The 26,700-nt window shown below is 41.5% G+C and carries 3 protein-coding genes; 1 reads left to right on the forward strand and 2 read right to left on the reverse strand.

The features are described from left to right. Positions 1-64: 64 nt before the first annotated feature. Complete coding sequence (locus ACMX3D_RS09600; RefSeq protein WP_482751192.1) at positions 65-14,368, reverse strand: non-ribosomal peptide synthase/polyketide synthase; 14,304 nt, start codon at positions 14,366-14,368, stop codon at positions 65-67. After that, the gene (locus ACMX3D_RS09605; protein ID WP_482751193.1) at positions 14,365-23,778 is read right to left on the reverse strand and encodes an amino acid adenylation domain-containing protein; all 9,414 of its coding nucleotides are present in this window, start codon (positions 23,776-23,778) and stop codon (positions 14,365-14,367) included. Before ACMX3D_RS09605 ends, ACMX3D_RS09600 begins: the two co-directional genes overlap by 4 nt. 762 nt (positions 23,779-24,540) lie before the next feature. On the opposite strand from ACMX3D_RS09605, the gene ACMX3D_RS09610 reads away from it, so the two are divergent. Next, positions 24,541-26,562 (forward strand): ABC transporter ATP-binding protein/permease, encoded by a 2,022-nt coding sequence (locus tag ACMX3D_RS09610; protein WP_482751194.1) that lies wholly within the window; start codon positions 24,541-24,543, stop codon positions 26,560-26,562. The last annotated feature ends 138 nt before the right edge of the window (positions 26,563-26,700 follow it).

Consider the following 26,700-nt stretch of genomic DNA (forward strand, 5'->3'; position numbering starts at 1 on the left):
GGGTGTAAGGGTGTAGGTGTTAAAAACCCTTACACCCCTATGCCCTTACCCCTCTACACCCATCTCAACCGACAATCTTTGTGCGTAAGTCCTGGCTAAAGTTTGCAAAGAAAGCTTGGAGTAATTTATCGTCCACTTTCGGCCAGCAAATGTTAGTATTTGCCAGCCCATTGAGGGTATGTTGACAATCGAATTTTATGTTAGATGTTGCTTTTGCCTTTGAATTGGAAGAAGGATTTTCTGCTGCCAGCGATACAAATGAATACAAAGCGTTATCAGTAGAAATTTGGGTATTGCGAAGTAATTCAGCTTGCCAATCTCCATAGGGAAGTTGTTGCAGCGGGTAGCCCAAAGAGTGAATGCAGTTAATAAATTGACTCCAAGGAGCCGAATAGGAATTAACGAGATGGAAGGCTTTACCTAAAGATTCTGGTTGCTGGGACAGGTGGATTAATGCTTTGGCTATATAGTCTACAGGTGTAATTTCTGTCATACTATCCATTTCTGGCGCACACTTGAGTTGAATGCAGCCTTGGATGAATCTGTAAAATAGGTCATTTGCGTTCCAAATCCCGGTTTGACTGTGCCATGTGACTCTACCAAGCCTGTAGATACTGCAAGGTAAACCGCGATCGCGTGCCATCATGATAATCTTTTCTGCCACCCATTTACTTTGGGTATAACCTCCAAGCAGTCCTTGGCTGTGTTGCAGAGGATCATTTTCTTCAACCACCCCTAATTTGAAATACTCATCTGAGGAGAAAACGCTCAAAGTAGAAACGAAATGCACTGGCTTAATTTTGACTTGACTAGCTAATCGCAAGACTTCCTCAGTTCCCCGCACATTTGCTGCTTTGAACAAAGCGTATGGATAAATGTTATTGACTAACGCACCATTATGGTAAATCCAGTCAATTTTCTCAGCCAAGAGGTGAAACTCTTCATCAGCAAGACCCAAAAGCGGTTGAGATAAATCTCCCAATACCGGAATAATCCGCGAGTTAAAAGATTCTTCCCAAACTAAATAAGCTTTCAGGGTTTCTTCCAGGCGTTGTTTCCCTGCGGTCAAATTAGTACCACGCACCAGACAGTAGATATCTGCTTGAGTTTGTTGTAATAATTCCGCCAGCAAGAAAGCACCGACAAAGCCTGTTGCACCAGTCAGTAGAATCGCCTTTGGTTCAGTTACAGGTTGATAAACTAAATTCCCTGGCTTAATTGTCTCGTCTAAGACAACTTCAGCCTGTAAGTTTAAGGTGTTAATTTCATTATCACTGACAGTAGAATCTTTCCTAGAAGTAGATTCTATAGTTTGAGCCAGTTCAGCTATAGTTGGCGCAGTAAATAAGTGGCGCAGCGGTAACTTCATCTGGAAAGTCTCATTTACTTGAGACATTACCCGAATCGTTGTTAGGGAATGACCTCCTAAATCAAAGAAATTATCAAAAACACCCACCTGTTCCAGATGCAGTACATCAGCCCAGATTTCTGCTAATACCTTTTCTAAGTGGGTACGCGGTGCAACAAAACTGACTACCGACTGAGTATTCTGAGAATCAGGCACAGGTAAAGCTTTACGGTCTACCTTGCCATTGGGGCTTAAAGGTAAAGACTCTAAGCTTACAAAGGCACTTGGAACCATGTACTGAGGTAATTTCTCTTGCAAGAAAATGCGTAACTGATTAATAGTTAGATTTTGTTCTAAATGTGGCGCAAAATAAGCTACTAAGCGTTTTTCTCCTGGGATATCTTCTCTTGCTACTACCACACTTTCCCTAACGCCTGGATGCTGACTCAGTATTGACTCAATTTCCGCTAACTCAATGCGGAAACCTCTAATTTTTACTTGATTATCGATACGTCCTAAGTATTCGATATTGCCATCTGGTAAATATCGTGCCAAGTCACCAGTTTTATATAATCTACTCTCTCCTACCTCATCAAATGGATTGGGGATAAATTTTTCTTGTGTTAACTCAGGACGGTTGAGATAACCTCGCGCCACACCCGCACCACTAATGTACAGTTCTCCAGGTACACCTACAGGAACTGGTTGTAAGTGTGAGTCTAAAATGTAAACTTGTGCGTTAGCAATGGGACGACCAATGGTAACGTTGTCATCCGCTGGCGTACATTTGGCAGTTGTAGCGCAGACACTTGCTTCTGTCGGCCCATAAGCATTGATAAAGTTTCTGCCAACAGACCAAGTTTTGATCAATTCCACCGAGCAAGCCTCACCTGCAACGATGATTGTTTGCAGTGATGGCAGTTCTTCAGTAGGTAGGACTGCTAAGGCTGATGGTGGTAGGGTGACATGGGTAATGCCATAGTCGCGGAATCGCTCGATTAACGGCGCACCAGGAATGATTGAGTCTTTTGTTCCTAAATATAGTGTGCCTCCTGATGCCCAAGTTGATAAGATTTCGGATATACAAGCATCAAAACTGAAGGATGCAAACTGAAGAATTCGACTAGCAGAATCTAGACAAAAAGCCTGAATCTGTGCTTGAGCTAGGTTCGCTAGTCCTTTATGCTCAACCATCACACCTTTAGGTTTACCTGTGGAACCGCTGGTGTAAATCACATTTGCTAAATGAGACGCTGTGACTTCACTAGTGGGATTTTTCTGGTTGCTTGGGTCAATTTGTGACCAGATTTCATTTATAAAGACCAGTTTTGCTTGATTAACAGGTAATTTATCTAATAATTTCTCCTGGGTCAGGAGTATCTCAACTTGAGCATCTTCTAACATAAAGCTCAATCGCTCTTGGGGATACTCAGGGTCAAGGGGCAGATATGCAGCACCCGCTTTGAGAATACCCAACAGTCCCACTACCATTTCTAAGGAACGTTCAACACATATCCCCACCAGCGTATCTGGCTTCACGCCCAGAGTTTGCAGATAATGTGCCAACCCATTTGCACGACTATTTAATTCGCGGTATGTGAGATGTTGATTTTCAAACACCACCGCCACAGAATTGGGTGTACGCTCTACTTGCTCCTCGAATAATTGATGGATACATTTATCAGCGGGATAGTCTACTGCTGTATCATTCCAGTCAACTAATAACTGCTGTTGCTCAGAAGTAGTCAACATTGGCAATTGCGAAATCCGTTCTTGGGGATTTGTCACAATACCTTCCAGCAGTGTGACAAAATGCCCCAGCATCCGCTCGATGGTGCTGCTATCAAACAAATCAGTGTTGTATTGCAACCATCCTACTAATCCAGCACCAGAGTTCTCCATAACTAGAGTTATATCGAACTTGACGGTAGAAGTTTCAATTGGCAAGTCACTGATAGTTAAACCAGTCAAATCAAATTCTGATACAGGCGTATTTTGGAGAACAAACATCACTTGGAACAGTGGTGTATGGCTCATATCCCGTTCTGGCTGCAATGCTTCCACCAACATTTCAAAGGGCAAATCTTGATGAGCGTAAGCCGACAGAGCTGTTTCGCGCACCCGTGGGAGTAATTCGCTAAAGCTGGGGTTTTGAGCCAAGTTAGTCCGCATTACTAGGGTATTGACAAAAAAGCCAATTAGCCCTTCTATTTCACTGCGATCGCGGTTGGCAATTGGTGTCCCTACTAAAATATCTTCTTGCCCAGTGTAGCGATAAAGCAGGGTATTATATGCCGCCAACAACGTCATAAATAAAGTTACCCCTTGCTGTTGACTCAATTTTTCCAACTTTTGGGTTAACTCCACAGAGAGTCTAAACTCCAGATGCGCACCATTGAAAGTCTTCACCGCAGGTCTGGGTCTATCTGTTGGCAATGGCAAGAAAGCGGGTGCATTCGCTAACTGTTGTTGCCAATAACTCAATTGGTTATTAAGTACCTCGCCTTGCAACCATTGTCTTTGCCAAACAGCGAAGTCTGCATATTGAATTGAAAGTGATGGCAAAGACGACGATTTACCCTGAGCGTAAGCATTATAAAGCGTGGTTAATTCATCAACAAAGACACTCATTGACCAGCCATCACTGACAATGTGGTGCATACAGACTAATAGCCAATGTTCTGTATCAGATAAGACAAATAATATCGCTCTGATTAAGGCATCATTCGCTAAGTCAAAAGGCTCATTAGCTTTTTGTTGCAGTAATTTTTGTGCAGTAAATTCTCGCTCTTCCCTCGCAAGATGTTGCAACTCAACAATTGTAATTTTCCAAACTATAGGTGCTAAGACATTGGAGTTTATTTCTATTTCCTGCCCCCTGCTCCCTGCTCCCTGCTCCCTGCTTTCTATTCCCCATTCCCTAATAATTTGAGTTGGCTGTCCATCAACGGTAATAAAGTTAGTGCGTAATGCTTCGTGACGATGAATAATTTCCCTAAAGCTTTGTTCTAAAGTTGCAACATTCACACTTCCCATTAAGCGCAAACCAACAGGGATAATGTATGAGGCACTGTTAGGCTCAAACTGATCTAAAAACCATAACCGCTGTTGTGCGAAAGAAAGTGGTATTTCTGCATTCTCTGTCCTTGGTAAAATAGGCGGTTCAGAGAATTTAAGGTTTTGTTGCTGAATCTGCACAATTAATGGTGCTAATTGGGCAATTGTAGGGGCGGCAAATAATGAACGCAATGGTAGTTCGACTTTCAAGCTGCTACGTACACGAGAAACCAACTGTGTTGCTAAGAGGGAGTGTCCGCCTAACTCAAAGAAGTTATCATCAATACCCACTTGCTCTAGTTTTAGTACTTGCGCCCAAATTCCTGACAGGATTTCTTCAAGGGGTGTGCGGGGTGCGACATATTTTTCTAATTGCCCGCTAGTTGCTTGTGGTGCGGGTAAGGCGCGACGGTTAACTTTACCACTGGAGGTCAGAGGTAAAAAATCCAAAATAGCGATCGCACTTGGCACCATATATTCTGGTAGCTTGGATTTGAGGAATTTTCGTACTTCACTGACTGTGGGTGTCTGTTCTGGTTGGGGAACGATGTAAGCAACTAGGCGTTTATCTCCTGGGGTATCTTCGCGGACAACAACACAATTGGCTTGTATTTGCTCGTATTGACTGAGTACAGCTTCAATTTCTCCCAATTCAATGCGAAATCCCCGGATTTTTACTTGATTGTCTATGCGTCCCAGGTATTCAATATTGCCATCACTCAGGTAACGGGCTAAGTCTCCTGTTTTGTATAACAGTGCTGAGTGCTGAGTGCTGAGTGCTGAGTTGTGAGTTGTGAACTGTTCCCCTGCTCCCTGCCCCCTGCTCCCTGCCCCCTGTTCCCTGCCCCCTGCCTTCACAAAAGGATTGCGAATAAATTTTTCTTGGGTTAATTCGCTGCGGTTGAGGTAGCCTCGCGCTAGGGAAACACCACCAATGTGTAGTTCTCCTGGTACACCTATAGGTACAGGCTGTAAATATTTATCTAGAATGTAAATTTGGGTGTTGGCGATGGGGCGACCAATTGGCACTAGTACTGGCCAATTATCCACAGGAGGAGTCAGTGTAAAACTGGTGACAGCATGACTTTCTGATGGCCCGTAATGATTGTGCAGAGTACAGTCATTTAGCTGACTAAGCCACTTAGATATTGCAGGTGTAATTTGTAACTGTTCGCCTGCGGTAATGATTTCTTGCAAATGAGTATTGACTAACTCACTACTAACAGCGAATTCTGCTAGTTGCTGTAAGGCTACAAACGGCACAAACAATCTTTCTATTGCTTGTTCTTGGAGAACATTTAATAAAGCTGAGGTATCGTGACGTAATTCTTCTGCAATGAGGAATAAAGTACCACCAAAACACCAGGTCGTGAAGATTTCTTGGAAGGAGACATCAAAGTTAATGGAAGCAAATTGCAGGGTTTTGGCTCCACGAGCAATTTTGAGACTGTCTTGATGCCACAAAATCAGATTGCAAAGTGCAAGCTGATTCATAGCTATACCCTTTGGTTGACCTGTAGAACCAGAAGTGTAAATTATGTAACCCAAGTTATTAGCTTGTACATCAGAGATGAGATTTTCTTGGCTGTACTGAGAAATTAATTCAGCATCAGTATCTAAACAAACAAGCTGTGCTTGATTTGGGGGCAGTCGGTCAACAAGCGATCGCTGGGTAAGCAATACTTTAACTTGAGTATCTTCCAAAATGAAGCTCAAACGCTCAGTTGGATACTCACTGTCAAGTGGTACATAAGCTCCCCCAGCTTTGAGAATTGCTAATAGTCCAATGACCATCTCTAAAGAACGCTCGACATACAGACCAACCAAGGTATCTGGTTTGACACCCAAAGACCGTAAATAGTGCGCCAATTGATTAGCACGATGGTTTAATTCATCGTAAGTAAGTTGTTGATTGACTTTTCCAGAACCATGACTGGGCGCGTCTACAAATTCTACTGCTATGGCATCGGGTGTCAGTTCTACTTGCTCCTCAAACAGCTGATGGATGCACTTATGTAGGGGATAATCAACTTCTGTATCGTTCCACTCAACCAGTAACTTTTGTTGTTCGGTTTGTGTTAGCAGAGGTAATTGGGAAATTTGCTGTTCTGGGTTAGAGACAATGCCTTCTAGCAACGTGACAAAATGACTCGTCATACGCTCAATGGTACTAGCATCAAACAAGTCAGTGCTGTACTCCCACAACCCAACAAGTCCAGTAGGACTGTTTTGCATGATTAAGGTTAAATCAAATCTGGAAGTTGTCAGTTTTACTGCCAATGGACTGACATTTAACCCAGTTAGTTCTAATTCAGATGCGGTGGGCGCATTCTGGAGGACAAACATTACTTGGAACAAGGGTGTATGGCTGAGATCCCGTTCTGGCTGTAATGCTTCTACTAGCATTTCAAATGGCAAATTCTGGTGAGAGTATGCCGCCATTGCCACGTCACGCACACGGCTGAGTAATTCGTTAAAGCTGGGGTTTTCTGCCAAGTTAGTTCGCATGACTAAGGTATTGACAAAAAAGCCAATTAACCCCTCTATTTCCGAGCGATCGCGGTTAGCAATTGGCGAACCCACCAAAATATCTTCTTGCCCGGTGTAGCGATAAAGCAAGGTATTGTATGCTGCCAACAGCGTCATAAACAAAGTGACACCTTGCTCTTGGCTGAGTTTGGAGAGCTTATTGGTTAATTCACCAGACAACGCAAATTCTTGATGTGTGCCGTTGAAAGTCTGCACAGCAGGTCTGGGTCGGTCTGTGGGCAAATATAAAAAGGCCGGTGAGTCTTTGAGTTGTTTTTTCCAATAATTTAATTGGCTTTGTAGTACTTCCCCTTGCAACCACTGTCTTTGCCAAATAGCAAAATCGGCATACTGTATCGGTAATGGTTCTAAGGTCGAGGTCTTACCTTCAGAATAAGCATTGTAAAGTGCAACTAACTCCTGACTAAACACACCCATTGACCAGCCATCACTGACAATGTGGTGCATACAAATTAATAGCCAATGTTCTGTATCAGATAGCAAAACTAATGTTGCTCTGATTAAAACATCATGGGCTAAATCAAAAGGCTCATTTGCTTGTTGTTGCGCTAATTGCTGGGCCGCAATTTCTTTCTCTGTTGCAGGTAAATGCTTTAAGTCAACAACAGAAACTATTCCCTGTTCCCGGTTCCCTGTTCCCCATTCTTTGATAATTTGTCTTGGCTGTCCATCAACACTTACAAAGTTAGTGCGTAATGCTTCGTGGCGAAGAATAATTTCTTTAAAGCTTTGTTCCAAGACAGCAATATTTACACTTCCTACTAAGCGCAACCCCATTGGGATGTTGTAGAAGGAACTATCAGACTCAAATTGGTCTAAAAACCACAAACGCTGTTGTGCAAATGATAGTTGTAAGTCTGCATTTTCTGTCCGTTTAATGATAGGTGGTGCAGTCAGTTCTGAGTCTTGTTGCTGTACTTGCACGATTAATTGTGCTAACTGAGCAATTGTAGGGGCAGCAAAAAATTCACGTAATGGTAGTTCTACTTTGAAAATGTTGCGAATACGTGAAACTAATTGCGTTGCGAGTAGAGAGTGTCCCCCAAGCTCAAAGAAATTATCTTCAACGCCCACTTGCTCGACTTTCAAAACTTGCGCCCAAATTTGCGCCAAAAGTTCTTCATTGGGTGTACGTGGGGCAATATATTTGTCGGTGCTGCTGTAGGAATCTGGTGCAGGTAAAGCGCGGCGGTCTACTTTGCCATTTTGTGTTAACGGTAAAGACTCTAAAATGACAAAAGCATTGGGAATCATGTATTCTGGCAGCTTGGCTTTGACAAATTGCCGCAGTTCGTTTGTGGCTGGTGTAGAGTCTGGAAATGCCACTACATAAGCAACTAAGCGTTTATCTCCCAGAGTGTCTTCTCGAACAATGACGCAACAAGCCTGTACATCACTATGTTGACTTAATAAAGCTTCGATTTCGCCCAATTCAATCCGGAAACCGCGAATTTTGACTTGATTATCGATGCGTCCTAAGTATTGAATATTGCCATCTGGTAAATAGCGTACTAAGTCCCCTGTTTTATATAATTTTGACTTTTTACTTTTAATTTTTGATTTCTCAAAAGGATTGGGGATAAATTTCTCTTGTGTCAATTCTGGACGGTTAAAATAATCTCTTGCTAACCCTGAACCACCAATATGCAGTTCTCCGGGTACGCCAATTGGTACTGGTTGCAGATTTTTATCTAAAATATAAACCTGAGTGTTGGCAATTGGACGACCAATAGGAACAGAAACATCAGAACTTATTGATTGAGGAATTTGGTAACAGCAAGTAAATGTTGTATTTTCTGTTGGCCCGTAACCATTAATTAGTTGACAATTTTCTACAGTTTGCAGAAATTTTTGGACATGGGAAACAGATAAAACATCACCACCAGCTATCAACTGACGTAAGGGTTTGAAAGCATGAATATTTTCATCTACCATGAGATGAAATAAACCTGCTGTTAGCCAAAGAATAGTAACTTGATGTTGCTCAATAACTTTTCCTAGTTGATCAATTGTTGGGGTGTTGGCGGGGTAAATAACTAGTTTTCCACCGTTCAGTAACGCTCCCCAAATTTCAAAAGTAGCAGCATCGAAGGCAATAGGTGCAACTTGGAGAAAGACTTCTTTTTCACTAAAGCTTACATATTCAGTTTGTTTGACTAGTCGCACTACACCTTGATGAACAATGCTCACACCTTTGGGTTGTCCTGTTGAACCACTGGTGTACATCACATAAGCTAAGTCTTGCGCTTTGGTGTTGCTAGTCGGGTTGTGTTTTGGTTGTTGAGAGATGGTATCCCAGTTTGAGTCTAAGCAAATTAAGTTAACACTGCGTTCGGCAAAGCCGCACCGGAGGTGTTCGCCCAGCCTATTAACTAATTTTTCTTGCGTCAATATTACTGATATTTGAGTATCATCGAGCATGAAAGCCAACCGTTCATTTGGATACTCAGGGTCAAGCGGTACGTAAGGCGCACCCGCCTTGAGAATGCCCAACAGTCCCACCACCATTTCTAAGGAACGCTCTACACATATTCCTACTAAAGTATCTGGTTTTACACCCAAGGACTGTAAGTAATGCGCTAAGGAGTTAGCACGAATATTCAATTCACTATAAGTTAACTGTTGATTTTCAAACACCACCGCTACTGCATCTGGTGTACGCTCAACTTGCTCCTCAAATAATTGATGAATACATTTATCAGAGGGATAGGGAGATTTTGTATTATTCCACTCTACTAATAACTGTTGTTGCTCAGAAGCAGTCAACATTGGCAATTGCGAAATCCGTTCTTGGGGATTTGTCACAATTGCCTCCAGCAGTGTCACAAAATGACCCATCATCCACTCAATGGTGCTGCTATCAAACAAGTCAGTGTTGTATTCCCACCAACCTATTAGTCCAGTCGCAGAGTTCTCCATAACTAAAGTCATATCGAACTTGGCTGTAGAAATTTCGGTGGGTAATAAACTCACACTTAACCCACTCAACTCAAATTCTGATACAGGTGTATTCTGGAGACTGAACATCACTTGGAACAGTGGTGTATGGCTCATATCCCGTTCTGGCTGCAATGCTTCCACCAACATTTCAAAGGGCAAATCTTGATGAGCGTAAGCCGACAGAGCTGTTTCGCGCACCCGTGGGAGTAATTCGTTAAAGCTGGGGTTTTGAGCCAAGTTAGTCCGCATTACTAGGGTATTGACAAAAAAGCCAATTAACCCTTCTATCTCCGAGCGATCGCGGTTAGCAATTGGCGAACCCACCAAAATATCTTCTTGCCCAGTGTAGCGATAAAGCAGGGTATTATATGCCGCCAACAACGTCATAAACAAAGTTACCCCTTGCTGTTGACTGAGTTTTTCTAACTGTTGGGTCAACTCCGCAGACAAGGCTAGCTGTTTATATGCACCATTGAATGTCTGCACCGCAGGTCTGGGTCTATCTGTGGGTAATGGCAAAAAGCCTGGTGCATCCGTCAACTGTTGTTGCCAATAACTCAATTGGCTATTGAGTACCTCACCTTGCAACCATTGTCTTTGCCAAATAGCGAAGTCTGCATACTGAATTGGTAGTGGTGCTAAAGGCGAGGATTTACCCTGAGCATAAGCATTATAAAGCGCAGTTAATTCATCAACAAACACACCCATTGACCAGCCATCACTGACAACATGGTGCATACAGACTACTAACCACTGCTCTGTATCAGAAAGCAATACTAATGTCGCTCTAATTAAGGCATCATTCGCTAAATCAAAAGGTTGAATTGCTTGTTGTTGTGCTAATTGCTGTGCAGCAGTTTCTTTTTCTGTTGCGGGTAAATGCTGCAAGTCAACAACAGAAACTATTCCCTGTTCCCCATTCTCTCTTCCCCATTCCCTAATAATTTGAGTTGGTTGCCCATCAACACTCACAAAGTTAGTGCGTAATGCTTCGTGACGATGAATAATTTCAAATAAACTTTGTTCTAAGGCGGAAATATTCACACTTCCGACTAAGCGCAAACCTATGGGGATGTTGTAGAAAGAACTATTAGGTTCAAATTGGTCTAAAAACCACAAACGCTGCTGTGCGAATGACAGTGGTATTTCTGCATTTTCTGTCCGTTTAATGATGGGTGGTACAGCCAGTTCTGAGTCTTGTTGCTGTACTTGCGCGATTAATTGTGCTAGTTGAGCAATTGTAGGGGCAGCAAATAAGCTCCGCAATGGCAGTTCGACTTTCAAGTTTGTCCGAATGCGTGACATTAGTTGCGTTGCGAGTAGAGAGTGTCCCCCAAGTTCAAAGAAGTTATCATGTCTGCCTATCGGCTCTACTTTCAAAACTTGTTGCCAAATGTTTGCCAGGATTTCTTCTATTGGTGTGCGGGGTGCGACATATTGCTGTGATAATTCACTATTCGACTCTGGTGATGGTAAGGCGCGACGGTTAACTTTACCACTAGGGGTCAATGGTAAGGACTCCAAGCTGACAAAGGCACTTGGAACCATGTATTCTGGGAGTTTAGATTTGAGGAATTGTCGTACTTCACTGACTGTGGGTGTAGTCTGTGGTTGGGGAACAATGTAAGCGACTAGGCGTTTATCTCCTGGGGTATCTTCGCGAACAACCACACAACTGGCTTGTATTTGCTCGTATTGGCTGACGACGGCTTCGATTTCTCCCAATTCAATGCGGAATCCCCGGATTTTTACTTGATTGTCTATGCGTCCCAGGTATTCAATATTGCCATCACTCAGGTAACGGGCTAAGTCTCCTGTTTTGTATAACAGTGCTGAGTGCTGAGTGCTGAGTGCTGAGTTGTGAGTTGTGAACTGTTCCCCTGCTCCCTGCCCCCTGCTCCCTGCCCCCTGTTCCCTGCCCCCTGCCTTCACAAAAGGATTGCGAATAAATTTTTCTTGGGTTAATTCGCTGCGGTTGAGGTAGCCTCGCGCTAGGGAAACACCACCAATGTGTAGTTCTCCTGGTACACCTATAGGTACAGGCTGTAAATATTTATCTAAAATGTAAATTTGGGTGTTGGCAATGGGGCGACCAATTGGCACTAGTACTGGCCAAGTGTCTACTGAATCAGTCAGAGTATAAGTGACGATTACATGGCTTTCTGATGGCCCGTAATGATTGTGCAGAGTACAGTCATTTAGCTGACTAAGCCACTTGGATATTGCAGGTGTAATTTGTAACTGTTCTCCTGCTGTGATAATTTCCTTGAGATGACTGGTAATGAAGTTATGACTAACTGCTACCTCCGCTAGTTGCTGTAAGGCTACAAAAGGAACAAACAATCTTTCTACTGCTTGTTCTTGAAGTAAACCTAATAAGGCTAATGGTTCTCGGCGTAATTGCTCATCAATCAACAGCAATGTACCACCACTAAACCAAGTCGAGAACATTTCTTGAAATGAGACATCAAAGCTGACAGGCGCAAATTGCAGGGTTTTGACTGCCTTAGATGACATTGGCGAATTTTGCAATTGCCACAGTATAAGATTGCACAGTGCCAATTGAGTCATGGTTACACCTTTCGGTTGACCTGTGGAACCAGAGGTGTAAATTACGTAACCCAAGTTATGTTCTTGCACGCCAGTCATGAGATTCTCTTGACTCAACTGGTTGAGGTGTGACCAGTCGATGTCTAAGTAAATGACTTGCGCCTGATGTTGGGGTAGTTTCTCAACTAATTTTTGTTGGGTGAGCAGTACTGATACGGCAGCATCTTCTAACATGAAACTCAGACGTTCTTGGGGATACTCAGGGTCAAGTGGTACGTAAGCCCCTCCTGCTTTGAGTATTCCCAGGATTCCGATGACCATTTCTAGGGAGCGTTCTACACATATCCCTACTAAGGTATCTGGTTTGACTCCCAAGAAGCGCAAGTAATGTGCTAACTGATTTGCACGACAGTTTAATTCAGAGTATGTAAGTTGTTGATTGTTAAAGATAACTGCAACTGCATCTGGTGTTCGTTCTACCTGCTGTTCAAATAACTTACAGATGCATTTTTCTTGAGAATAGTCTATTTCTGTATCATTCCACTCTACTAATAACTGTTGTTTCTCTATTGCTGTGAGTATTGGTAATTGGGAAATTTGTTGCTGCGGATTTGCCACAATTGCTTCTAACAAAGTCACAAAATGACCAAGCATTCGGCTAATCGTGCCATATTCAAATCGACTAGCATCATACATCACCTTCAGTAACAATTGCTCACCAGGGGCAACTATAACTGTTAGCGGATAATTTGTTTGTTCTATCACCCGAAAATTCGAGACAGAAAAATTGCTATTGGTTTCTAGTCCAGCACTATCAACAGGATAATTCTCAAAAACAACAATACTCTCAAACAAAGACGTTCCTCTAGGAACATCACTCAGCCCTTGAATTTCTACCAATGAGCTATAGGAATATTGCTCAGACTCTACCTGTTGCGCCTGTAAATCCTTCAACAAACCCAACAATTCTGTATGCTCAAAGATTTGCACCCGTACTGGCAAAGTATTAATAAATAATCCCACCATCGACTCTACACTAGCCAGTTCCGGTGGACGACCAGACACAGTTACACCAAATACTACATCTGTTTCTTGGCTGTAGCGAGACAGCAATAATCCCCAAGTTGCTTGTACTAAGTTACTCAGTGTTAATTGATGCTGTCTAGCAAAAGATACTACTGCTGCTGTTGCTGATGCAGTTAAGTTAATCTGCTGTTCACCATAGCCTGAGTTTTGTTCCCGCATTGACAATGGTTTATCGACCACCAAAGGAGTTGGTGTAGTAAAACCTTGAAATTTTTCTTGCCAATATTGGGTTGCTAATTCTTTATTTTGTTGCTGTAACCAAGCAATATAGTTGCGGTAGCTGGAAGTTGCTTTGAGTGGTAAAGTTTCGCCTTGAGAAATTGCTTGATAAAAGTCTAATAAATCTTTGAATACTAAAGATGACGACCAGCCATCAAGTAATAAGTGATGATAACACCATACAAACTGATATTTATTTCTCTCCAATTGAATGAGATGTAAGCGCATCAATGGTGCTTGCGACAGTTGGAAACCCTTTTGCCTTTCAGACTCCAGAAAAGTTTCTAATTGTTGTTGCTGCTCTTGTGCTGATAAATTTCGCCAGTTGTATGTTTCGACTTTCACATTTACTTGTCGATACACTATTTGTATCGGCTTGCTTAATGACTCCCATACAAAAGCTGTACGAAAAACAGAATATTTTGCTACTACTTGCTGCCAAGCTTTCTCAAAACCTTTTACATCTAAATTCCCTGTTAAAATGCAACTTAACTGCTCAAAATATGCCCCTGAATCTGGCGCATACAAACTTTCAAACAGCATCCCCTCTTGCATTGGAGATAAGGGATAAATATCTTCAATATTTTGCTGATTATTTTTGTTAATTTCTAATTTCATAAATTTTGTAATATTTGGTCAAGTTCTAATTGATTAAGATTAATTAATGGGAAATCTGTAGGTGTAAAACCTATATTTTCTTGTAATACGCAATGAGCAATTATCTCTTGCAAAATTTCGATAAATTCTTGAGCAATATCTTCAATGGTTTCTTGTTGATGGATATTGATGCTGTAAGTCCACTCTATTTGTAGTTGTTCGTTACAAATCATGGCATTAACATCTAGCAAATAAGGACGTTGACCTTTTAAACTATCGGTATTGCCACTAGATTCACTTGCTGGCTGCATCCAAGAAGATTCATTGAGCAGTTGATCGAATTGACCAAGATAATTAAAGCTAATTTCTGCCTGGGGTAAAGTCTGCAATTGAGCAGTGATTTCTGCATCTTGGCTCAAATAACGCAATAAGCCATAGCCAATTCCTTTGTTGGGAATACCTCGTAATTGTTCCTTGACCGATTTAATAATTTCACCTAAATCATTGGTATTTCCTAAATCAATTACCACTGGGAAAATCGTTGTAAACCACCCCACAGTGCGGGATAAATCAACACCATCAATAATCTCTTCTCGGCCATGTCCTTCTAAGTTGAATAACACTGACTCCGAATCAGTCCAAGAACTCAACGTCAAAGCTAAAGCTGTGAGTAAGATATCGTTAATTTGAGTTTTGTAAGCTTTGGGAACATCTTGCAGCAAAGCTTGAGTTTGGGTTTGGTCTAATGAGAGTGTTAATGTTTTAGCTGATGCGGTGATGTTGACACCTTGGGTATAGTCTACGGGAATCGACTCAACACTTTCATAACCTGCACTCAACCAATAATCTAATTCTGATTTGAGAATTTCTGAGTTGGCGTATTCAATTAACTGTTGCGCCCAATCTTTGAATGATGTGGTTTTTGCTGGTAGTTGAACTTTCTCACCTTCAGATAGTTGTTGATAAGCAGTCTGCAAATCTTCTAACAATATCCGCCAAGAAACACCATCTATTACGAGGTGATGAATGATGACGAGTAAGCGTGCTTGTTTGTCAACTCCTAACCAGAAAAATGCTACCTCTGCCAGATTGTTGGACAGGTTTAAACTTGCTTGTATCTGATTGGCTGTACTTTCTATGGCGGTTTCTATTTCTGATTCAGCAATTTGTGATAGGTTCAAACGCTGAATTTGAATGTTATCTGTTGGTTCGGTATGATTTTGCTGCCAAGTGGTGTCTGTTTGAGTGAATCTCAGCCTTAAAGCATCGTGATGTTTGAGGAGGTGTTGCCATGCTTGTTCTAGTATTTCTATGTTGAGGTCTGATGGAACTGTGAACAGCCATGATTGGTTGAAGTGGTGATTTTGGACTAAGTTCTGCTCGAAGAACCAATGTTGAATCGGTGTTAGAGGTGATGTGCCTGTAACTAGTCCTTGTTCAATTGAGTTTGATGTTGTGGTGGTGGTGACTGTGGCTAGTTGGGCGATGGTGGGGTTGGCAAATAGTTGTTTGACTGTCAGTTCTATTCCAGCCATTTTGGCGCGACTGATGATTTGGATGCTGAGGATGGAGTCGCCACCAAGTTCAAAGAAGTTATCGTGGATGCCTATTTGCTCGATTCTTAATACTTGCATCCAAATTTGGACTAGTTGTTCTTCGATGGGGGTGCGTGGTAGCACTATGTCTGTTTCGATACCTGTGCGGGCTTCTGGTTGGGGTAGGGCGCGGCGATCTATTTTGCCGTTGGGGGTGAGGGGGAAGGTTTCGAGGATGACATAGGCACTTGGTACCATGTGATCTGGTAGTTGTTCTTTGAGGAAGCTACGCAGTTCGCTAACTGTGGGTGTTGTCTGTGGCTGGGCTACGATGTAGGCTACTAGGCGTTTGTTTCCTGGTGTGTCTTCACGGGCAATAACACATGATGTTTGCACGTCTTGGTGTTGGTTGAGGGTGGCTTCGATTTCTCCTAACTCAATGCGGAATCCCCGGATTTTTACTTGGTTATCTATCCGTCCCAAGTATTCAATATTGCCATCTGGTAGATAACGCGCTAAGTCTCCTGTTTTGTATAAAAGTGCTGAGTTCTGAGTTCTGAGTTCTGAGTTCTGAATTGTCCCCTTGCTCCCTGCTCCCTGCTCCCTGCCTCTTTCAAATGGATTCGGGATGAATTTTTCTTGTGTTAACTCAGGGCGGTTTAGGTATCCTCGTGCTAGTCCTATTCCACCAATGTGCAGTTCTCCTGCTACGCCTATTGGTACTGGTTGTAATTGCGAATCTAATATGTATATCTGCGTGTTGGCAATGGGACGACCAATCGGTACTATTTTGAGATCAGTATCTGGTTGGCATTCCCAGTAGGTAACATCAATCGCCGCTTCGGTTGGCCCATAGAGATTGTGTAATTCGCACTCTAAACTTGTAAAAAAGCGTTGTTGCAGTTCCCAAGGCAAAGCTTCGCCACTACAGATAACTCGTTTTAAGCTAGTGCAATTTTTTACACTTTCTTCTTCTACGAAAGCTTGGAGCATAGAAGGGACAAAATGCAATGTAGTTACTTGCTGTTGTTGGATGAAATTGACCAAGTAAGCACTATCTTTATGTCCACCTGGTTTAGCCAAAACTAAACGCGCCCCAGTGAATAATGGCCAGAAGAATTCCCAAACTGAAACATCAAAACTAAAAGGAGTTTTTTGTAAAATGCAATCTTCTGCTGTTAATTGATAAGCTTCCTGCATCCACAGCAGCCGATTGCAAATACCTCCGTGGGTATTCATTGCGCCTTTGGGCTTGCCAGTTGAACCAGAGGTATAAATTACATAAGCCAAGTTACTCGGTTGTACAGAGGCGATACTTACCGTTGATTGCGATAAACCATCATTTTGGCTGAACTGAGAAATATAATTCCAATCAGTATCTAAGCATATAACCTGCGCTTGATGTTGGGGCAGTTTTTCCAGTAGATGCTGTTGTGTCAGCAACACTGGAACCGCTGCATCTTCTAACATAAAGCTCAAGCGTTCAATCAGATACTCAGGGTCAAGTGGTACGTAAGCCCCACCCGCTTTGAGAATACCCAATAATCCCACGACCATTTCTAAGGAACGTTCTACACATATCCCCACCATTACATCGGGTTTCACACCCAGAGTTTGGAGATAATTTGCTAATTGGTTAGCACGACAATTCAATTCGTGATAAGTCAATTGTTGATTCTCAAACACCACTGCTACTACATCTGGTGTTTGCTCTACCTGCTCCTCAAATAATTGATGAATACATTTATCAAGGGGATAATCGACTTTTGTATCATTCCACTCAATTAATAACTGCCGTTGCTCAGATTGTGTCAGCATTGGCAATTGCCACATCCGTTCTTCTGGGTGAGCAACAATTCCGTCAAGTAATGTTTGAAAATGTCCTAACAAACGAGTAATTACGGCATCATTAAATCGGCTAGTGTCGTAGTTAATTTTTACCAACAATTGCTCGCCAGGAACAACCACCAACGTCAGAGGATAATTAGTTTGTTCAATAGCGTAAATATTTTCTAAAGAGAAACTGTGCTTGTTTTGTTGCACTGCCTCATCAATAGGATAATTCTCAAAGACAACAATGCTCTCAAAGAGTGACGTTCCTCTGGGGACATCACTTAGCCCTTGAATTTCTGCCAATGAGCTATAAGAAAATTGTTCAGACTCTACCTGTTGTGCCTGTAATTCTTTTAACAAAGCCAACACTTGGGTATCTGCTGAAACTTGAACTCGCACTGGCAAAGTGTTGATAAATATTCCCACCATCGACTCAATGCCGGAAATCGCTGGTGGACGAGCAGACACAGTTGCACCAAACACTACATCAGTTTCTTGGCTATAGCGACCTAGCAGTATTGCCCAAGCTGCCTGCACTAAATTATTCACTGTCAGCTGATGCTGCCGTGCAGAAGTTTGTAACTCTGCTGTCGCTTTTGCTGTGAGTTTGATTTGTTGTTCGCTGTAGGCAGAGCGTTGCGGCTCCTGCATTGACAATGATTTATCAACAACCAAAGGAGTGGGTGCTATAAACCCAGCCAACTTCTGCCGCCAAAATTGTTCTGCTTGGGTTAAGTCTTGTTGCTGTAGCCAAGCAATATAGTTGCGGTAGCTGAGAGTTGGTTGTAAAGATAAAGTTTCACCTTGAGCATTTGCTCTGTAAAATTGCAATAAGTCTTGCAGCAACAAAGGCATTGACCAGCCATCAAGCAATAAGTGATGGTGATTAAAGATAAATTGATAACTATCTGCACTTAATTGGATGAGACACAGGCGCATTAATGGTGCTTGCGACAGTTGGAAACCTTGTTGTCGCTGTGACTGTAACAGTTGCTCTAATTGCTGTTGTTGCTGTTGTGCAGATAGCTTTTGCCAATCGTGGGTTTGTAGCTTGACATCTACTTGCCTGTACACTACTTGAAGTGGTTGAGTCAATGCCTCCCACACAAAAGCCGTCCGCAAGATGGAATGCCTTGCTACCACTTGCTGCCAAGCTTGCTCAAATGCTGGCACGTTCAACTGACCATTCACCGTGCAAATCCACTGTTGAAAATACACTCCTGAGTCTGGTGCATACAAACTTTCAAACAGCATTCCCTGTTGCACACCAGAAAGTGGATAAATATCTTCAATGTTTTGCCAGTTAAATGTTGAACTAGCCAAAAGTTGGTCTAGTCCTGGCTGGTTTAGCTTGGCTAATGGGAAATCTGAAGGGGTATAACCTCCATTATCTGGCGATAAACAATGAGCAATAATCTGCTGCAATGTCTGTACAAATTCTTGTGCCAGAGTTTCAATTGTGATGTCTTGGTGGAAATTGCTGCTGTAAGTCCACTCTATTTGCAGCCTTTCCCCAGTAATCATGCTATTTATATCTAGCAGATGGGCGCGGTTGTTCTGCAAACCGTGGATGTGTCCAGCCGACTCACTAGTTGGCTGCATCGAAGAAGATTCATTGAGGAGTTGATCGAATTGACCAAGATAATTAAAACTAATTTGGGCTGGGGGTAAAGCCTGCAATTGAGCAGTGATTTCTGCATCTTGGCTCAAATAACGTAACAAGCCATAGCCAATTCCTTTGTTGGGAATACCTCGTAATTGTTCCTTGACCGATTTAATAATTTCACCTAAATCATTGGTATTTCCCAAACCAATTACCACTGGGAAAATCGTTGTAAACCAACCTACTGTGCGGGATAAATCAACACCATCAATAATCTCTTCCCGCCCATGTCCTTCTAAGTTGAATAATACCCTTTCAGAATCAGTCCAAGAACTCAACGTCAAAGCTAAAGCTGTGAGTAAGATATCGTTAATTTGGGTTTTGTAAGCTTTGGGAACATCTTGCAGCAAAGCTTGAGTTTCGGCTTCATCTAACGAGACTGTTAATGTTTTAGCCGATGCGGTGATGTTGACACCTTGGGTATAGTCTACGGGAATCGACTCAACACTTTCATAACCTGCACTCAACCAATAATCTAATTCTGATTTCACCACGGTTGATTGGGCATATTCTGTTAGTTGTTGCGCCCAATCTTTGAAGGATGTGGTTTTAGCTGGTAGTTGAACTGTGTTGCTTTGGCTGAGTTGTTGGTAAGCAGTCTGCAAATCTTCTAACAATATCCGCCAAGAAACACCATCAACTACTAGGTGGTGAATCACGATGAGTAATCGTGCTTTTTTGTCAACACCCAGCCAGAAAAATGCTATCTGTACTAGATTTTCTGACAGATTTAAACTCGCCTGTAGTTCATTGGCTGTGGTTTCGATGACGGTTTCTATCTCTAATTCGGGAATTTGCGATAGGTCAAAACGCGAGATTGTAATTTTATCTGTTGGGTTGGTATGATTTTGCTGCCAAGTGATGTCTGTTTGAGTGAATCTCAGCCTTAAAGCATCATGATGAAGAACTATTTGCTGCCATGCTTGCTCTAAGATTTCAATGTTGAGGTCTGATGGCACAGCCAGGAGAAATGATTGATTGAAGTGATGATTTTGGGGTAAATTCTGCTCAAAAAACCAATGTTGAATTGGTGTTAGAGGCGATGTGCCTGTAACTAGTCCTTGTGGTATTGAGTTTGCTTTGGTGGGAGTGGCAACGGTGGCTAGTTGGGCGATGGTGGGGTTGGCAAATAGTTGTTTGACTGTCAGTTCTATTCCCACGAGTTTGGCGCGACTGATGATTTGGATGCTGAGGATGGAGTCGCCACCAAGTTCAAAGAAGTTATCGTGGATGCCTATTTGCTCGATTCTTAATACTTGCGTCCAAATTTGGACTAGTTGTTCTTCGATGGGGGTGCGTGGTAGCACTATGTCGGTTTCAATTCCGGTGCGGGCTTCTGGTTGCGGTAGGGCGCGGCGATCTATTTTGCCGTTGGGGGTGAGGGGGAAGGTTTCGAGGATGACATAGGCACTTGGTACCATGTGATCTGGTAGTTGTTCTTTGAGGAAGCTACGCAGTTCGCTAACTGTGGGTGTTGTCTGTGGCTGGGCTACGATGTAGGCTACTAGGCGTTTGTTTCCTGGTGTGTCTTCACGGGCAATAACACATGATGTTTGCACGTCTTGGTGTTGGTTGAGGGTGGCTTCGATTTCTCCTAACTCAATGCGGAATCCCCGGATTTTTACTTGGTTATCTATCCGTCCCAAGTATTCAATATTGCCATCTGGTAGATAACGCGCTAAGTCTCCTGTTTTGTATAAAAGTGCTGAGTTCTGAGTTCTGAGTTCTGCCTTCTGCCTTCTGCCTCCTGCCTCCTCAAAAGGATTCGGAATAAACTTCTCTTGTGTCAACTCAGGACGGTTGAGGTATCCTCGCGCTAGTCCTATGCCACCTATGTGGAGTTCTCCTGGTACGCCTATTGGTACTGGTTGTAATTGCGAATCTAATATGTATATCTGCGTGTTGGCAATGGGACGACCAATAGTAACTTTTTCATCCTCTGGCGTGCATTTGGCAATTGTGGCACAGACACTCGCTTCTGTTGGGCCGTAGGCGTTGAAGAAGTTTCTGTCAACAGACCATTGCTGCATCAGTTCCAGTGGACAGGCTTCTCCGGCAACAATGATTGTTGGCCATGTTGGCAGTTCTTCTACTGGCATAACTGCCAAGGCTGATGGTGCTAGGGTGACGTGGGTAATGCCATCATTTTTAAATCGTTCTATTAAAGGCGCACCAGGCATGAGTGCGTCTTTTGTTCCCAGGTATAATCTTGCCCCAGAACCCAAAGCCATCAAGATTTCTGATATGCAGGCATCAAAACTGAAGGAGGCAAACTGGAGAACTCGACTAGCAGAATCTACGCCAAACGCCTGAATCTGTGCTTGAGCTAGGTTAACTAATCCCCGATGTTCAACCATTACCCCTTTAGGTTTACCTGTTGAACCTGAAGTGTAAATTACATTCGCTAGATGAGAGGCTGTGACTTCACTCGCGGGGTTTTCTTGGTTGTTTTGGCTAATGTATGACTCTATTTCATCTAAAAAGACCAGTTTTGCTTTTGTTGCAGGTAACTTATTTAGGAGTCGCTTTTGGGTTAGCAGTATCTCAACTTGTGTATCGTCTAGCATATAGCTCAGGCGATCGCTTGGATACTCTGGATCGAGTGGCACATAAGCACCACCCGCTTTGAGAATACCTAATAATCCCGCAACCATTTCTAAGGAACGCTCTACACAAATTCCTACTAGGGTATCGGGTTTTACATCCAAAGACTGCAAGTAATGCGCCAATCTATTAGCACGGCTGTTTAATTCCTGGTATGTAAAATGTTGATTGTCAAACACCACCGCCACATTATCAGGTGTCTGTTCTACCTGCTCTTCAAATAACTGATGAATACATTTATCTTGGGAATAATCTATTGCTGTCTCATTCCAGTCAACTAATAATTGCTGTTGCTCAAATTTGGTCAACAAAGGTAACTGGTCAATTCGTTGCTGGGGATTTGTCACAATTGCCTCAAGTAGACTGACAAAATGCCCCATCATGCGCTCAATTGTGCTGCTATCAAATAAGTCAGTGTTGTAATTCCATGTACCTTTAAGTGAACCAGTCTCCTCCAGAATATTTAAGGTTAAATCACAGGCGGCTCCTTTTGACTCTGGGATGATTGATTGGACAATCAAACTATCGTTATTTTGTTGAGACTGATTCCAGACAAAGGCTACCTGATAGAGTGGGGAAAAACTGAGGTTGCGGACTGGTTGCAGTTGCTCTACTAATAAGGGAAAGGGATAATCTTGATGGTCTATGGCTTCTAATACACAACAGTGCGATCGCATCAGTAACTCTTGAAAAGTTGGTCTTCCTGATAAATCTCCTCGCAAAACTACAGGATTAGTAAAGTAGCCAACGATATTTTCAAATTCTGCGCGGTTCCGATTTGCTGTCGGATAGCCAATTAAAATATCTTCTTGATTGGTATAACGTAGTAATAATATTTGTAATGCTGTCAATAAAATAATATCTAGAGATACACGTTCTTTATTTGCTAATTCTGTCAGCTTTTGGCGCAGTTTTTCTTCAATAGTAAAAAAGCGGGAAGCACCATTATAGGTTTGAATCTGAGGTCTTGGTCTATCTGTTGCTAAGTTTAGCAAGGGCAACTCACCCGATAGCTTTTGCTCCCAGTAAGTCCACAAATTTTCTCCCTGAGAACTAGCGAGCATTTGCTCTGATGATTTGATGTAATCTTGATATTGATAGTTGTGTGGTAATAGTTGGGCTGTTTCACCTTGGGCGATCGCTTGATATAAACTTTGGAGTTCACTGGTAATGATTTCTAATGACCGGAAATCTCCAACTATCTGATGTAACGTGATTAAAAGAATATGTTCTTTTGTGGTTAATTTATCAGTATTAATCTGGTTAATTAATAAATCAAAGCGTAATATTGGCCCTTGTTCTAAATTGAAGGAGCGATCGCTTTTTTCTGATTGCCAGTTTTTTATATCATCTTGACTCAAATCGAAAGCTTCTTGGATGCGAAAGTCAACTTGCTGATGTTCGTGAACTGTTTGCACAGGTTCGCTATTAATGGTTGCAAAGGTAGTTCTTAAAACTGGATGCCTTGCAACTAAAGATTGTGCTGCCTGCTTTAAGGCAGGAATATTTAAATTTGCAACTAATTTTGCTGCATACGCAGCGTTATAAGCAGTATTACCAGGTGCTAACTGATATAAAAACCAGAGTGCTTTTTGACCGTGGGAGAGGGGATAGGTTGCAGCCTGATTAGTATTCTGGGATAAGATTCGGATAATTTCTGGTTCAAATTGCTGAATTTTCTGCAATAACTCAGAGATTAGTGAATCTTCAGGCGATCGATACCGCAGTTTGTTTCTATCAACCCACAGTTCAACATTCTTCGCTGAAAGTTTTTCTAGAAGCTCTGTTAAATTCATAATTCTACGTTTATCAATGCCTATTTTAATAAATCAAGAATTTTATTCTAAATATTGCTACTTTTAATAAGCTTACTAGTCTCTGTTATTTGCAGGTAATATAATATTTCTTTAGCATATATCGCTGATTTTATAAATCATTCACTGATTCACATTTGAACTTCTTGCCTTTTTATTACTAGATATATATATGAAATTAATTTTTATTTAACAATAAATTTTTTCTATTAATTATAATTTATCAATTATACCCCCTTAATTCACAAATTATCTCACTTTAGTCAATAAAATACAATGCCAGTTAAGACAGTTAAGCAGATAGTTAACAAGACATTTAAGACATTTAAGACAGTTAAGCAGACAGTTAAGACAGTTAAGAGGTATATGTTCAGTAACTTGGGGTTAAAACAAAAATCAAAATGTAAATTTGGTATGTACTGCGTTATAAAATGACACTTATTGCCAAATTATCTGCTGAAAATTTAGTATCTATCATGCTGTCAACTATCGACACCAAGGAGAATGCAGCAGATATATCAATGCGTCATAGAGTAAAATATTTTGCTAAAAAATAACTTTAAAAGTAGGTTTCCCAACTTGTGAGAAAAAGCTTATCATTCTCCAAACAGAGCAAAATTACATTAGACCAGTGTGCCACTTTACTTATAGCTAAAATGCTTATTTGGTAAGGAATTGGAACTTAACGCTAATTCCATAAAAATAGCTTACTTGTTACGGAAAATCTCAGTTTATTTCCAGAATATGACAACCCAAGTAGTTCAAAACCAATCTTCCAAGAATACTTATTCAGCTTTTACTCAGTTTTGGGAAAATGTCAAACTTGTTGCTGGGCCTTACTGGTATCCAACAGAGGCAGGAACAAGGGCATTCTCAGATGTAATTCGCTCATGGGGAATGCTCATTCTCCTAATTTCATTAATAATTGCGCTTGTCAGTGCAAACGTTTTTAATAGCTTTATTAATCGCTATTTACTCGATGTCATCATTAAAGATAAGGATCTTTCTAAGTTTTACAATGCTTTATTACTTTATGGTTCAGCTTTAGTATTGGTTACCTTATTGGTAGGGTTCACCAAACTTGTGAGAAAAAAAATTGCTCTCGATTGGTATCAATGGCTGAATAACCAAATTTTATCAAAATATTTAAACAATCGAGCTTATTACAAAATTAATTTTAAATCTAATATTGATAATCCCGATCAACGTTTAGCTCAAGAAATCGAACCTATTGCTAGTGATGCTTTAAGCTTTTCAGCAACTCTCTTGGAAAAAATACTAGAGATGTCAGCTTTTTGGATAATTCTTTGGACAATATCTCAGTCTGTTGCCTTAATTTTAGTGACTTACACAGTCATAGGTAATTTGATAGCTATGTACTTGTCTCAAGAATTAAATAAAATTAATCGAGAAGAACTCGAAGCCAAAGCTGACTACACCTATTGTCTGACTCATTTCCGCACTCATGCTGAATCAATAGCTTTCTTTAGAGGAGAGAAGCAAGAATCAAATATAATAGCCCGCCGATTTAATGTTTTGATAAATTTTGCTAAACAAAAAATTGATTGGGAGAGGAATAATGAGATTTTTAATAGAGGTTATCAGGCGGTAATTCAAATATTTCCATATATAGTATTTGGGCCTTTAGATATTAAAGGTGAAATGGATTTTGGAGAAATTAGTCAAGCATCTATATGTTGCTATTTTTTTGCTAATGCTTTAGCAGACTTAATTCGTGAATTTGGTAATTCTGGCAAAGTTTCTAGTTATGTTGAGCGTTTATCTGAATTTACAAATGCTTTAGAAGCTGTTACCAAACAACCAGAGGATACAACTACCATTAAATCTATAGAAGAAAATCAGATTGCTTTTGAAAATGTTACGTTAAAAACGCCAGACTATGAACAGGTAATCGTTGAAGACTTATCACTTTCTGTTCAGCCTGGAGAAGGTTTATTAATTGTTGGGGCGAGTGGTCGAGGTAAAAGTTCTCTACTAAGAGCGATCGCAGGTTTATGGAATGCTGGGACTGGTCGTTTGGTGCGACCTCCTCTAGAAGAAGTTTTATTTTTGCCCCAACGTCCTTACATTATCTTGGGAACTTTGCGTGAACAGTTGCTTTATCCTAATACAAATCGTCAAATAAACGACGCACAACTAAAAGAAGTTTTACGACAAGTAAATCTACAAAACTTGTTAAGTCGCATCGATGGCTTTGATACAGAAGTTCCTTGGGAAAATATATTATCGCTCGGAGAACAGCAACGCCTAGCTTTCGCAAGACTATTATTAACTCATCCCAGATTCACGATATTAGATGAAGCAACAAGCGCCTTAGATTTAAGTAATGAAGGTAATTTATATCAACAGCTACAGGAAACGAAAACAACATTTATAAGTGTTGGGCATAGGGAAAGTCTGTTTGATTATCATCATTGGGTTCTGGAACTTACACAAGATTCCGGTTGGCAACTGTTAACTGTGCAAGATTATCGCCATCGAACAACAATTACTCATAACTCTGCTGAGAATACTCGGATTACTGTAGACAGTTTGCCTCATCATGAATACCGCAATCAATCAACAATATGGTCGCAGACAATTATCAGTGCAGGTCTTTCTCATAAGGAAATGACTGAATTAACGTCCTATTCGATTACAACTATTAGAAGTAAGGCCAGTAAAGGGGAGTCTATTACTACTAAAGATGGCTTGACCTACCGCTATGACAAAGACCCAAAAGTGTTGAAATGGTGTAAAGTTTAGCGGTCATTTGCTGTACCGTTCCTATTTTTCACTTTAGTTTGATGAACCTCTCCCCCAACCCCTCTCCGCCTCGGAGAGGGGCAAAAATCTTCATGGTATTGAACGAGAAATAAAGGTTTCAAAGCCTCTCCCCTGTGG

This window comes from Anabaena sp. TISTR 8404, from assembly GCF_056847745.1.